The sequence below is a fragment of the Mesorhizobium sp. M0239 genome (genome assembly GCF_040321815.1).
GTDB lineage: Bacteria > Pseudomonadota > Alphaproteobacteria > Rhizobiales > Rhizobiaceae > Mesorhizobium.
In genome coordinates this window covers 1-12,462 of record NZ_JAMYSG010000044.1, presented here as the reverse complement: position 1 = coordinate 12,462, position 12,462 = coordinate 1, and the positions used below count along the sequence as shown (strand labels likewise).

The window sequence follows — 12,462 nt, the reverse complement described above, 5'->3', positions numbered from 1 at the left end:
CATGGCTGACGCGGTCGACAAGGATTCGAAAACCGAAGAGGCGACGGAAAAGAAGATCCGCGACACCATCGAACAGGGCAAACTGCCCCATTCGCGGGAGACAGCGCTCCTTGCCTCGTTCGTTGCCATACTGGTGTTCACCGTCTTCTACGCCAAGGATGCGATCATCGATCTCGGCATGTTCCTGTCGATGTTCCTGGAGAAGCCGGAAGCCTGGCCGATGGACACCGAGACCGACGTCATCGCGCTCTACAAGATCGTCCTCCTCGAGGTTGGCCGCGCCGTCCTGAGCCTGATGGTGCTGCTGACCGTCGCCGGCGTCGGCGCCTCGGTGTTCCAGAACATGCCGCAATTCGTAGGCGAGCGGGTCCGGCCGCAACTCTCGCGCATTTCGATCGCCAAGGGGTGGAACAGGCTGTTCGGCATCCAGGGTTGGGTCGAGTTCCTGAAGTCACTCGGCAAGGTCGGGTTTGCCATCGTCGTGCTGAGCTTCACCCTGTCGGAAGACCACCGAAAGCTGCTCGGCGGGATGATCACCAATCCGGTCGCCTTCGGTCTCGTCATCCGCGGCATCGCCGTCGACATCCTGGTGGCGATCGTCTTCGTCATGGGGCTGATCGCGGCAACCGACATCGTCTGGTCGCGCTTCCACTGGAAGCAGGATCTGCGCATGAGCAAGCAGGAGGTCAAGGACGAGTTCAAACAGTCCGAGGGCGACCCGATCGTCAAGTCGCGGCTGCGCTCGCTGGCGCGCGACCGGGCGCGCAAGCGGATGATGACGGCGGTGCCGCGCGCGACGCTGATCATCGCCAACCCAACGCACTTCTCGATCGCGCTGAAATATGTGCGCGACGAGGACTCGGCACCCATGGTGCTGGCCAAGGGCCAGGATCTGGTGGCGCTGAAAATCCGAGAGATCGCGCGGGAACACAACATCCCGGTCTTCGAGGACGTGGCGCTCGCCCGCTCCATGTACAAGCAAGTTTCGGTCGATAGTGTAATCCCATCACAATTCTACCAGGCCGTCGCCGAACTGGTGCGGATCGTCTACTCGAAAAAGGCTGAGCGCAGACAGATTTCATGAACCGGCAACCGCACGCAAAATCCCGCGAGATCATCGTCGCCAGCGCCATCGAGCAGGTGGTGGGGGAACTCAGGCTGATCGATGTCGCCGACTACATCGCCTTTATCCGGCTGGAGCATTTCGCGTGCCTGTCGGACCTGGTCGATTCAGCGGTTGAGTTGTTCTTCATGCCGGGCACTCTACGGCTCGGCCATGGCGGCGAGGCGCATGTCGACTGGAGCGGCAGCCCGCGCATCGTGCTCGATCTGGAACTGAGGCCGCCCGGCGTCACCGTCTATTTCCAGCTGACGCTGAGCGAGCTCGGCGCATCGGTGGCGGTCAACTACGTGTCGTTCGAGAAGCCGGGCGAAGACCCGGAGCACAATACGGCGCTGCTCGAGGCGGTGATCGAAGAGGCGCGTATCCGCAAGGTCGAGCCGCTCGCCTATCGCTGACCGTCGGTCGCTATCGAGCCGCCTGTCGAAATCCCCTATTCGATCAAGCCCAGCCGCAGCGCCTTGGCCACGGCCTGGTTGCGATTGACGGCGTTGAGCTTCTGGGTCGACTGGGTCAGATACTGGTTGGCGGTGTGCACCGACAGTTTCAGGAGCCGCGCGATCTCCTCGCTGGTGTTGCCGTTGGCGGTCAGCTTCAGGCATTCGAGTTCGCGCTTGGAGATTGCGCGCATGCGGCCGGTATCGCCCGGACGGATGCGGGCGACGGCGGCGAACAGCGAAAAGCAGCGGGCGTGTATTTCGTAGAGCGCATCCTGCTGCATGGTCATCTCCGAGCCGAGGAACACGACAAGGCCGCATTGGCCGCGGTCGGCGTGAACGGGAAAAGCGATGCCGCTGGTTCCGGGCACCAGCGCCGCCATCTGCTCGGTCCAGGTGAGATCGCCAAACAGCTCCGCCATGGCAGGGACGCCGTCATCCGTCCACCAGCGCGGTTCGGTCGAGATGCGGGTGTGGCGCACGATCTCCTCGCCGTTGGCGCCTGAGATGAACTTGGTCGCCACGGCAATGCCGGGATAGTCGGAATCAAAGCATGGGACTAGCCGCGCCCGCTCGGGCGAGGGGCTTACGAAGAAGAGGCCGAAAGCCGAGGCATTCATGTCAACGGCGATCCAGCGGCAGCGGCGCACGGCATCGGGAATGGTGACCGCGTGATGGGTTTCGGAGCCAAGGGTGAAGGCTCCGAACGGGTTGCGCTGCTCGTTGAAAAGGGCTTCGGCCGTTTCCTTGATATCGGCGTGTTTCAAATGATGCCGCTCCTGATCGCCGTGGCGATGGCCATCGCGCGGTTGCTGGCCGCGAATTTCTGGATGGCGTGGGTGATGTAGCTGTTGACGGTGTTGGAGGAGACGCCAAGGATGACGGCGACCTCGTCGGTGGTCTTGCCTTCGGAAACCCAGAACAGGCATTCGCGCTCGCGATCCGACAACGGATCCTGCATGGCGGCGGCGGCAATCAGTTGCGGAATGTGCGAGAGCGCGTAGCAGCATTTCAGCTGCGCCCGCATCAACGCCGGCTGGTCGATGCTGCCGGCGGTCGCCGCAGAGAACAGGGCGAACAGGCGCTGGCGACCGACATTGAGGCGCAGCGAATAGATTTCGGCATGGCCGAGCACGTCGAGAAGGCGGGCTTCCTCGCCGGTGATCAATCCGTCTGTTTCTGGTGCCCGGGATGCCACCAGCGGCTGTGGACGGATACCTGGCGCGACGGTGAGCGCGCCTTGCGCGAGCCCGGCGATCAGCCGCTTGCCGATCAGCTCGATGGCATCGAAAATCCAGTTGGAGGAGACGATGCGCGCATCGTTGCGGTCCTGGTCGTGGACGATGGCGACCAACATGTAGCTGTCGGCGCCGATCTCGGCGGTCAGTTGCATGAAAAAACTGGTGAGATCGCCGCGCGACGTCAGGCGCGAGCCCAATGTGTCGGATTGAAGAAGTGCGGCGGGACTGCTCATTCTTGTTGCTTTTGGCCGGAATCGTTTCTGCTGTCCGGATGCTGGAAGCCAGCCGCCGAACCCGAATACGCATTACTTTGACGAAGACACACGCGTGGCGCAGGGCTGCGCCGAACCAAATCCCGAATCCATTCAGGGAACGCGAAGCCGTCCGCGTCTGGTGCCGGAAAAGCTCCGGAACAAGAGACTTTGGGTGGTCGCCGCGCCCCCCGAGGACCGGCTGATTCGGGTCTAATCTACCCGCAGTTGAATCTGACATCAAACGCGATTTGACAAAATCGAATCCGATGGACTCAGGTGCGACTCAGAGGTCGGTTTTCGCGCCTTGGACAGAAGACCGGGACGCGAAAGTCTTCGCCGGCCCTCTCGGCGGCTGGTCGATTTCGCCAGGCTCGGGAGCATTGAACAGATGGGCGCGCCGGTTGCTGTGCCGAAGGCTGGTGCCTTGGCCCGATAGTGGGAACCGGGCGATGTTGCCGCCCGGTCCCGGTGGTCCTTTGCTATGCCTGTCGTTGTCCCAAAATCGCTAGAGCGGCGGACTTTCATGTGAGTCCATACCCTGCGGCTGCGAAGTAATTTCTGCATTCTGTTGGAGATCTGCATTCTGTTGGAGAGAAGAGATTGCAGATATCGCCAATGGCCTGCCACAGGGCGTCGATGGTTCTGATGGCCTTTGCGCGCAGGTGCGCCTTGAGCTTGGCGAATGCCATTTCGATGGGATTGAGATCTGGGCTGTAGGGCGGCAGGAAGAGCAGCCATGCGCCTCTGGCCCGGATCGCTGCCTCGGCGGTCGGGCTCTTGTGGGCAGCGAGATTGTCGAGGATGACGACATCGCCCTTTGCCAGCGTCGGAGCGAGCTGCGTTTCGACATAGGTTTCGAAGATGCGCCGGTTCATCGGCGTGTCGATAACAAAAGGGGCCGTGAGCCCATGACAACGCAACCCGGCGATGAAGGTCTGCGTCTTCCAATGCCCAAACGGTGCCTTTGAGCGCAGCCGTTGGCCCTTTAGGCAGCGGCCGCGCAGACGTGTCATCTTCGTAGTGGTTCCGGTTTCGTCGATGAACACCAGCCGATGTGGCTCAAGCCGCATCCGCGGCTGGCGCATGGTCTGCCACTCCTGCCGCGCCCTGCTGATGTCGGGACGATCTTGCTCGCTGGCCAGCAGCGTTTTTTTTGAAGCGATAGCCATTCCTGATGAGCCAGCGCGAGATCGAGGCAGGAGCGACCTGGACGTCTGTAGCAGCGGCCAGTTGGGCGGCAAGCTCCGGCATGGTAATGTCATCCTTCTCGGCTACACGGCCAAGCAAGAACGCTCGATGCGGGTCGAGCTTGGAATGGCGGCGGCCACCGTTGGCCTTGGGCGCTAGGCTATCGGTCTTTCGATAGTTCCTCATCAGGATCACGACAAACGAAACCGACACCCCAAAATGTGCCGCCGCCGCACGCCGCGAGTGGCCAGCCTCGACAAACCGCACAACACGTTCACGCAAATCGAGCGAATAGGGCTTGGGCATGGCAAATCACCTCCTACAGGAAGTGAATCATGAACCACGCCTCACTGGAATCCCTCGCGATTCAAACTGAACATCCGACGCTCTAGATGCTCCTGAACGACAGGCATTTACCGATCCTCGAACCCGGTCAGCACGCCTACCGCGTTGATGCCGATCTCCTCGACGGCATAGCCGCCTTCCATGACGAACAGCGTCGGCAGGCCGAGCCTGGCGATGCGGCGGCCGATCTTGGGATAATCAGATGTCTTCAGCTTGAACTGGCTGATCGGGTCCTTCTCGAACGTATCGACACCCAGCGAGACGATGACGACATCCGGTGCATAAGCGGTGAGCCTGGCGCAGGCATCCTCGAGCGACGCGTTCCATGCATCCCAGTCGGTGCCGAAGGGCATTGGATAGTTGAGGTTGAAGCCTTCGCCTTCGCCTTCTCCGCGTTCGTCGGCATGGCCGAGGAAGAACGGGTACTCGATCATCGGATCGCCATGCAGATTGAGCACCTGGACGTCAGCACGGTCGTAGAAGATTTCCTGCGTGCCGTTGCCGTGGTGATAGTCGACATCGAGGATCGAGATGCGTTTGGCGCCCCGGTCGCGGAACCATTGCGCGGCGACGGCGGCGTTGTTGATGTAGCAATAGCCGCCCATGAAGCCAGCCCCGGCATGGTGGCCGGGCGGACGGCAGAGCGCGAAGGCGGAAGCCTCGCCATGCTTGACCAGGCCGGCGGCGGTCAGCGCCACATCGTACGAAGACTTGATCGCGGTCCAGGTACCTTCGACGAAGGTGGCGCCGGCATCGAAGGAATAATAGCCGAGCAGCGCGTCGACGCGCTTTGGCGGCACGTCGCCGCGCAACCCGCGCGTCGGCCAGGTGAAGGGCATCGCCGTGCCCGTGAGGCCTGCTTCCAGCCATTGCGGCCAGACCGTCGGGAGAAAGTCGATATAGTCTGATTTGTGGATGCGCTTGGCGGCGGCGAGGTCATGTTCGTGCGGCGCGATGATGGGACCCAGTTTCTCGCTTTCGACCCGTGCCTTGATGAATTCGGCCCTCGATGGCTTTTCGAAGCCCGGCACGATGGCCGATGTGACCAGTTCCATTTGGCCGGCATGGCCGGCGTGCAGGGGGGAGAAAACAGTCTTCATAAATTCCTCTCGAAGTGTGAAATCAGTCAAGATTCAAGATTGAGATAAGGGCTCACCAGAGCGAGCCACATGGTTTCCACATCGTCCTCGATGAGGTCGAACGTCCTGCGATCCTTTTTCAGCCCCACAAGCCGGCAAACGTGTCCGACCTCCATCATCAGCACACCGAGCCGGCTGGCGATCTTGTCTTCAAGTGCCGGGTTCACATGCTGCAGCCATGCGGCGTAGAGGGCGATGATCTGGTCGTCATATTCGTTCTGGATCGGCCTGAGGTCGGCGTTGCCTGAAATGGCCTCGATCACCGGCATCAGGCTGGCGTTTTCCAGGTAGAGCCTGGACGTGTCGGTGAAGAGCCTGCGCACTTCGCGCCGAAACTCTTCACGGTTGGTGGGCGGGGCGACCTTGATACGCTTGGCGATCACCTCGGGAAAGGATGACAGCCAGCGCCGGGCGAGGTCCAGAAGAATGGCTTCCTTGTTGGGAAAGTATTGGTAGATCGAACCAACCGACAAGCCTGCGCGCTGCGCAATGGCGAGCGTCGTCGGCGTCTTGGTTCCTTGCTCGCGCGTCAAGACCAGCGCTGCGTCGAGAATCCGGTCGACCACCTTGCTGGAGCGTTGTTGCCGCGGCTGTTTGCGCGGTTCGAGCGCTATCCTGGTTTTGCGGTCGAGACTGCGCTTCACGGCTTGATGTCCTCGTTCCCCGCCTGGTCTCAACATGGTGGGAGCTTGCTGTCCACAATACATTCCAGATTCGGTATGTTGACAAACGCGAATAATCAGTCGCATTCTTTATCCACGCTGCCTCTTGGGATGACAAGGGGAATTTCCAAGACAGCGCGCTGGCATTCTTTTTCGTCCCATGGCGCCGCTCCGGTGGAGGGGCAGGTCGTTGGACATGAGGGGTTGTCGGTCCCAGTCAGTCGTCAAAAGCGCGGAGTCGCGATGTCTGTCACAGGTGCGGGTCACAATGCGGATCTGATCGTCACCAACGGTCGTGTACGGACCATGGACGACGACAATCCCGCCGCCGAAGCCGTCGCCGTCAAGGACGGCGCCATCATCGCCATCGGCAGCCGCGCCTCCATCGAAGAGTTCAAGGGACCGACCACCAAGGTGATCGACGCCAAGGGCGGTTCCGTCGTGCCGGGGTTCATCGAAGCCCATATGCATTTGTTTTCGGGCGGGGCTGAACTTGCCCACCTTCAACTCACCGGTATTCATGGCCTCGAGGCGCTGCAGAAGGCGATCCGCGACTATGCGCCGACCCGGCCCGACGCGAAGATGCTGGTCGGCCAAGGCGTCGACTACACCGTGCTCGGCAGCGAGCGGGTGACGCGCCACCACCTCGACGCCATTTTGCCCGATCGCCCGTTCTGCATGGCGGCGCCCGACCATCACACCATGTGGGCCAACACCAAGGCGCTGGAAATGGCCGGCATCCTGCAGGGGTGCACGCTCGGCCCTGGCAATGAGATCGTCATGGGTGACGATGGACTGGCCGCCGGCGAATTGCGCGAAGGCGAGGCCTTTGGCCCGGTGCTCGACCTTGCCGGCGAAGGCCGGGTGCGGCTGGGGCTGTCGACCGGCGGCGAGCCGGACCCGATGCCGACGACGGCCGAGCGGGACGCCGACCGCGACATCATGCGGCGCGGGCTCGCCTGGTGCGCCCGCCACGGCATCACCTCGATCCAGAACATGGACGGCAATCTCTATCAACTTGAGCTGCTGGCCGAGATCGACGCCGAGGAAGGTTTGCCCTGCCGCGTCAAGATCCCGTTCCACTACAAGAATTTCATGACGCTCGACATGCTCGACAAGGCGTCCGATATGGCCGAACGCTACAACAGCGAATGGCTGTCGTCGGGCATGGTCAAGGTGTTCTACGACGGCGTTCTCGATTCCTGGACAGCTGTAATGGTCGAGCCCTATGCCGACCGCCCGGACTGGGTTGGCGAGCCGCTGTTCACGCCGCAACAATTCATCGATCTGGCCGTCGCGGTCGACAGACGCGGGTTGCAGATCGCCGTGCACTCGATCGGCGACGGCGCGGTGCGCGCGGTGCTCGACGGTTATGAGGCGGCGCAGAAGGCGAACGGCAAGCGCGACAGCCGTCACCGTGTCGAGCACATCGAGGTCACCACCACGGCTGATGTGCCGCGTTTCGCCGAACTCGGCGTCATTGCCTCCATGCAACCGCCGCATCCGCCCGGCGCCATGGATTTTCCGTTGGAGCCGACAGTGTCTCGCATCGGGCCGGCGCGCTGGCCGCTGAGCTATGCCTGGCGGACCTTGAAGGATGCCGGCGCGCATGTCGTCTTCGCATCCGATTGGCCGGTGTCGCCGATCGATCCGATCCTGGGCATTCAGGCGGCAGTGTTGCGCAAACCGTGGGCAGAAAGCGACCCGGACCAGAGTTTCTCACTGCATGAAGCGATCGCCGGTTACACGATCGAGGGCGCCTACGCCGAATTCGCCGAGCACCGCAAGGGCACGCTGAAATCAGGCTACATGGCCGATCTGGTGGTTTTGTCGATGGATATCGAGAACACCGCCCCGGCCGACCTGCACAAGGTGCGGCCGGTGACGACGATTTGCGGCGGCAAGGTCACCTATCAGGCCTGACTATGGCATGGGGCTTGCAGGCCTCAATGACTGATTGAACTGTGACCCAATGCCGGGCTTGCCAACCCACCGGCCATGTGGTCACATCGAACAGGGGAAGAGCTCCGCCAGCAAGAGCGGGGTCAACAGTGAGGCGTAATCGTGCCGGACAAACCGGATCGGAATGCGATTGAAGTAGTAAACGTCAGCAAAATTTTCGGATCAGGTGAGGGGCAGGTAGCTGCCCTCGACACGGTCTCGGTATCTATCCGGGAGAACGAATTCTTCACGTTGCTGGGGCCATCCGGCTGCGGCAAGACGACGTTGCTCAGGCTGATCGCCGGCTTCGACTTTCCAACCGCCGGTGAAATCCTGCTCTACGGCCAGGACATCGCGCCGCTGCCGCCCTTCAAGCGGCCGGTCAACACCGTTTTCCAGTCCTATGCGCTGTTCCCGCACATGACGGTCGCCGACAATATCGGCTTTGGCCTGGAAATGCTGGGCAAGCCGAAGGCGGAGATCAAGGCGCGCGTCGCCGAGATGCTGAAGCTGGTCAAGATGGAGGCACTCGCTGGTCGTCGCACCAGCCAGATCTCCGGCGGCCAGCAGCAGCGCGTGGCTTTGGCCCGCGCTTTGGCGCCGCAGCCGAAGGTGCTTTTGCTCGATGAGCCGCTGTCGGCGCTTGACTACAAGCTGCGCAAGGAGATGCAGATCGAGTTGAAACGGCTGCAGCACGAGACCGGTATCACCTTCATCTTCGTCACCCACGACCAGGAAGAAGCGCTGACCATGTCAGACCGCATCGCGGTGATGTCATCGGGCAAGATCCTGCAGGTCGGTTCGCCCTGGGATATCTACGACAAGCCGGCGGAGCGCTTCGTCGCCGACTTCATCGGTGAAACCAACTTCCTCACCGCCGCCATCAGCGAGATGGCCAACGGCAAGGCGCGCGCCACGCTCAAATCCGGTGCGACCATCGAGGCGACCGTGGCCCAGGGTTTCCAGCCCAAATCCAACGCCACGGTGGTGGTTCGGCCCGAACACGCCAAGCTGACCAAGGCCAAGGGCGAACTGTCGGGGACGGTCGAAAACATCGTCTATTTCGGCACCGACACCCACATCCATGTTCATCTCGACAGTGGCGAACTCTTCACCGTACGCCAGCAGAACACGCGCAGCGCGGGCTGCGGTTTCGAGAAGGGCGACGCAGTCGGCATCCTCATCGGCAGCGATGCCGCTCAGGTCCTGAAGGACTGACGATGGCGACCGCGGAAGAAGTCGCCAAGGCAGCGGAGCGGCGCGATGTCCGTGACCGCTGGCTTTTGTCAGCGCCAGCGCTGCTGGTCATTTTCCTCGCCGCGACCGGCCCCTTGCTGATCGTGCTCGTCTACTCGTTCCTGACGCCAGGCTCCTATGGCGACGTGAAGTGGCAGTTCTCGCCGGAAGCCTGGACATCGGTGTTTCTGGAACGCGATATCTTCGACGACACGCTTTCGATCGCCGCCGCCCACGTCACCATCTTCCTGCGCTCGATCAAGCTCTCGGTGGTGACGACGATCGCCACTTTGGTGCTTGGTTTCCCGACCGCCTATTTCATGGCGACGCGCAGCGAAAAGACCCGCGATCTCTGGCTGTTCCTGATTACCATTCCGTTCTGGACCAACCTTTTGATCCGCACCTTCGCGGTGCTGCAGATCATCCGCAACGAAGGCATCGTCAACACGATCCTGCTCAAGCTCGGCATCATCTCGGCGCCCATCCAGATACTCTACACCGACACGGCGATCCTGATCGGCATGGCCTATGTCTACCTGCCACTGATGGTGCTGCCGATCTATGCCAGCATGGAAAAGCTCGATTTCCGGTTGGTCGAGGCGGGGTACGACCTTTACGCGTCGCGCTTCCAGGTGCTGCGGCGGATCATCTTTCCGCTGGTCAAGCCGGGCGTCATCGCCGGCTCCATACTGGTCTTCATTCCAGCGCTTGGCGCCTATGTGACACCGAGCGTTCTTGGCGGCGGCAAGAACATGATGCTGTCCAACCTGATCGAATTGCAGTTCGGGCAGGGCCGCAACTGGCCACTCGGCTCGGCGCTGTCGATCGCCGTCATGATCATCGTCATGGTGGCGCTGCTTGCCTATGTGCGCAATGCCGGCAAGTCGGGGGTACGTCATGGCTAAGAACTTTTCCATCAAGCACCAGCCAGGATTCACCGCGATCGCCGCGACCTGCTTTATCGTGCTGTATCTGCCGATCATCGTGCTGGTCATCTATGCCTTCAACGCGGCGAGCTCGACCTCCGAATGGGGCGGCTTTTCGCTGAAATGGTTCCAGTCGGCATGGCAGAACACGCAGGTCGTCGATGCCACGCTGCGTTCCTTCCAGATTGGCTCCATCGCGGCGGTGCTCTCCACGATCTTTGCCACCATGGCGGCGCTCGCCACCACCCGCACCGCGCCCTATCCCGGCCTCACCTTCAAATATGCGGCGATCAACCAGCCGCTGATGGTGCCCGAGATCGTCACCGGCGTGGCGCTGCTGATCTTCTTCTCGCGCATCAAGATCTTCACCGGCTATTCCGGCATCGGCTATCTGGTCGCCGCGCACACGGCGTTCTGCATTCCCTTTGCCTATTTGCCGATCCGGGCGCGGCTTGAGAATATGGACCTGACGCTGGAGCGTGCCGCAGCCGACCTCTACGCGACGCCCTGGAAGGCTTTCCGGCGCATCACGCTGCCGCTTCTGTGGCCCGGCATCCTGGCCGGGCTGATGCTGGCCTTCGTCATCTCGCTCGACGACGTCGTCATCACCGAGTTCGTCAAATCAGGCGGCCAGGACACGCTGCCCACCTACATGCTCGGCCAGATCCGCCGCGGCATCACACCCGAGATCAACGCGATATCGACCGCCTTCCTGCTGCTTTCGGTCGCGATCGTCACGTTGTTTTTCTTCGTCAGCAGGAAACGAGACTGAACCGAAAAATGGGAGTTAAAACCATGAACTGGAAGACAACAGCAACCGCCATGGGGTTGGCGTTGCTCGCCTCGACGGGCCTGGCCCGCGCCGACGGCGTGCTCAACATCTACAATTGGGGCAACTACACCAGCCCCGACGTGATCAAGAAGTTCGAGGCCAAATACAACGTCAAAGTGACCATCACCGACTACGATTCCAACGACACCGCGCTGGCCAAGGTTCGCCAGGGAGGCACCGGCTTCGACATTGCGGTGCCGTCGCAGACCTACGTGCCGATCTGGATCAAGGAAGGCCTCATCCAGGAGACCGATCCTGGCAAGATGGAAAACTTCAAGAACGTGGCGCCGGAATGGGCCAATCCCGATTTCGATCCGGGTCGCAAATACAGTGTTCCATGGGCGTGGGGCACGATCGGCGTGGTCGTCAACACCGATGCCTACAAGGGGCCGGCCGATAGCTGGGGTATCATCTTCAACACGCCTGACGAGCTCAAGGGGAAGGTCAATGTCGTTCCGGAGATGGGCGATGTGATGTTCGCCGCGATCAAGTATGTCGGCGGCCAGCAATGCACCGACGACAAGGCGGTGCTGAAGAAGGTGCGCGACCTGCTGGTGGCGGCCAAGCCGAACTGGATCGCGATGGAATACAACACCATCGAGAAGATGGGCGCCGGCGACTTCAAGGCGACCAGCGACTGGAACGGCTCGGCGCTGCGCCAGCGGCTGGCCAACCCGGCCATCCACTACAACTATCCGAAAGAAGGCTTCGGCCTGTGGAGCGACAACGTCGTCGTTCTGAAGGAAGCCAAGAACGTCGAGAACGCCAAGCTTTTCCAGAACTTCATCATGGATCCGGAAAACGCGGCAGGTCTCTCGGCCTTCCATCGCTACGCCAATGCCATCACCGGCTCGGACAAGTACATGCCGGCCGACATGAAGGACGCGCCCGAAGTCATCATTCCGGCCGCGGACAAGCCACGCGGCGAGCTGCAGCAGATGTGCTCGCCGGAGACCCAGGAAATTTACACCAAGATCTGGACCGAGTTGCAGAAATAAACTGGGTTCGACGGGCCCGGCGGCGCCCGCCCCCGGGGGCGGGTTGATGTTGAAAGGGCTAGGGCGGGCGGGCGGCCGATAGGAATTACGATTCGCGGCCGGCGCGACTGCCCGGGGAGGCGCCCGCCCATGGGACCCCCCCG

The 12,462-nt window shown here is 61.6% G+C and carries 12 protein-coding genes; 7 read left to right on the top strand and 5 right to left on the bottom strand.

The genetic code is table 11. From position 1 onward, the window contains the following. The first annotated feature begins 1 nt into the window (after position 1). Entirely contained in the window at positions 2-1,084 is a 1,083-nt protein-coding gene (flhB, locus tag NKI99_RS30795; RefSeq protein ID WP_352613294.1) for a flagellar biosynthesis protein FlhB, read from the top strand. Then, positions 1,081-1,518 (top strand): BspJ family T4SS effector nucleomodulin, encoded by a 438-nt coding sequence (locus NKI99_RS30790; protein ID WP_023809991.1) that lies wholly within the window; start codon positions 1,081-1,083, stop codon positions 1,516-1,518. The genes flhB and NKI99_RS30790 overlap by 4 nt, the downstream gene beginning before the upstream one ends. 35 nt (positions 1,519-1,553) lie before the next feature. Here the strand turns inward: NKI99_RS30790 and NKI99_RS30785 are convergent, their stop codons facing one another. The 5 genes from NKI99_RS30785 to NKI99_RS30765 form a co-directional block, all read right to left on the bottom strand. Further along, the gene (locus tag NKI99_RS30785) at positions 1,554-2,324 is read right to left on the bottom strand and encodes a helix-turn-helix transcriptional regulator (RefSeq protein ID WP_128304927.1); all 771 of its coding nucleotides are present in this window, start codon (positions 2,322-2,324) and stop codon (positions 1,554-1,556) included. After that, complete coding sequence (locus NKI99_RS30780) at positions 2,321-3,031, bottom strand: helix-turn-helix transcriptional regulator (RefSeq protein ID WP_128304928.1); 711 nt, start codon at positions 3,029-3,031, stop codon at positions 2,321-2,323. Before NKI99_RS30780 ends, NKI99_RS30785 begins: the two co-directional genes overlap by 4 nt. Before the next feature lie 542 nt (positions 3,032-3,573). After that, a protein-coding gene (locus NKI99_RS30775; RefSeq protein ID WP_502905564.1) for an IS630 family transposase occupies positions 3,574-4,546 on the bottom strand; the annotation gives its coding sequence in 2 pieces (ribosomal slippage) (positions 3,574-4,192 and positions 4,191-4,546; 975 coding nt in all). Positions 4,547-4,653: 107 nt separating this feature from the next. Further along, the gene (locus NKI99_RS30770) at positions 4,654-5,685 is read right to left on the bottom strand and encodes a histone deacetylase family protein (RefSeq protein ID WP_352613290.1); all 1,032 of its coding nucleotides are present in this window, start codon (positions 5,683-5,685) and stop codon (positions 4,654-4,656) included. A gap of 26 nt (positions 5,686-5,711) precedes the next feature. Beyond that, the gene (locus NKI99_RS30765) at positions 5,712-6,473 is read right to left on the bottom strand and encodes a TetR/AcrR family transcriptional regulator (RefSeq protein WP_352441907.1); all 762 of its coding nucleotides are present in this window, start codon (positions 6,471-6,473) and stop codon (positions 5,712-5,714) included. Between the two features lie 156 nt (positions 6,474-6,629). Here NKI99_RS30765 and NKI99_RS30760 point away from each other — a divergent pair, with 156 nt between their 5' ends. The 5 genes from NKI99_RS30760 to NKI99_RS30740 all read left to right on the top strand — a co-directional run bounded on the left by NKI99_RS30760 (position 6,630) and on the right by NKI99_RS30740 (position 12,319). Beyond that, positions 6,630-8,309, top strand: a complete 1,680-nt coding sequence (locus NKI99_RS30760) for an amidohydrolase (RefSeq protein WP_352613288.1) — start codon at positions 6,630-6,632, stop codon at positions 8,307-8,309. A gap of 141 nt (positions 8,310-8,450) precedes the next feature. Continuing rightward, entirely contained in the window at positions 8,451-9,545 is a 1,095-nt protein-coding gene (locus NKI99_RS30755; RefSeq protein ID WP_352441909.1) for an ABC transporter ATP-binding protein, read from the top strand. A gap of 2 nt (positions 9,546-9,547) precedes the next feature. Then, positions 9,548-10,468 (top strand): ABC transporter permease, encoded by a 921-nt coding sequence (locus NKI99_RS30750; protein WP_352441910.1) that lies wholly within the window; start codon positions 9,548-9,550, stop codon positions 10,466-10,468. Beyond that, positions 10,461-11,261 carry an ABC transporter permease gene (locus NKI99_RS30745; RefSeq protein WP_023809983.1) on the top strand — a complete coding sequence of 267 codons (801 nt, stop codon included), beginning with the start codon at positions 10,461-10,463 and terminating at the stop codon, positions 11,259-11,261. The genes NKI99_RS30750 and NKI99_RS30745 overlap by 8 nt, the downstream gene beginning before the upstream one ends. A 23-nt stretch (positions 11,262-11,284) precedes the next feature. Beyond that, a complete protein-coding gene (locus tag NKI99_RS30740) occupies positions 11,285-12,319 on the top strand; it encodes an ABC transporter substrate-binding protein (protein ID WP_023809982.1) in 1,035 nt (344 codons plus the stop codon). Positions 12,320-12,462 lie beyond the last annotated feature (143 nt).

What these genes read in the sequence shown, in the direction of transcription:
- flhB (WP_352613294.1), top strand. Translation starts at nt 2, where the DNA reads ATGGCTGACGCGGTCGACAAGGATTCGAAAACCGAAGAGGCGACGGAA.
- NKI99_RS30790 (WP_023809991.1), top strand. Translation starts at nt 1,081, where the DNA reads ATGAACCGGCAACCGCACGCAAAATCCCGCGAGATCATCGTCGCCAGC.
- NKI99_RS30780 (WP_128304928.1), bottom strand. Translation starts at nt 3,031, where the DNA reads ATGAGCAGTCCCGCCGCACTTCTTCAATCCGACACATTGGGCTCGCGC.
- NKI99_RS30770 (WP_352613290.1), bottom strand. Translation starts at nt 5,685, where the DNA reads ATGAAGACTGTTTTCTCCCCCCTGCACGCCGGCCATGCCGGCCAAATG.
- NKI99_RS30765 (WP_352441907.1), bottom strand. Translation starts at nt 6,473, where the DNA reads ATGCGACTGATTATTCGCGTTTGTCAACATACCGAATCTGGAATGTAT.
- NKI99_RS30760 (WP_352613288.1), top strand. Translation starts at nt 6,630, where the DNA reads ATGTCTGTCACAGGTGCGGGTCACAATGCGGATCTGATCGTCACCAAC.
- NKI99_RS30750 (WP_352441910.1), top strand. Translation starts at nt 9,548, where the DNA reads ATGGCGACCGCGGAAGAAGTCGCCAAGGCAGCGGAGCGGCGCGATGTC.
- NKI99_RS30745 (WP_023809983.1), top strand. Translation starts at nt 10,461, where the DNA reads ATGGCTAAGAACTTTTCCATCAAGCACCAGCCAGGATTCACCGCGATC.
- NKI99_RS30740 (WP_023809982.1), top strand. Translation starts at nt 11,285, where the DNA reads ATGAACTGGAAGACAACAGCAACCGCCATGGGGTTGGCGTTGCTCGCC.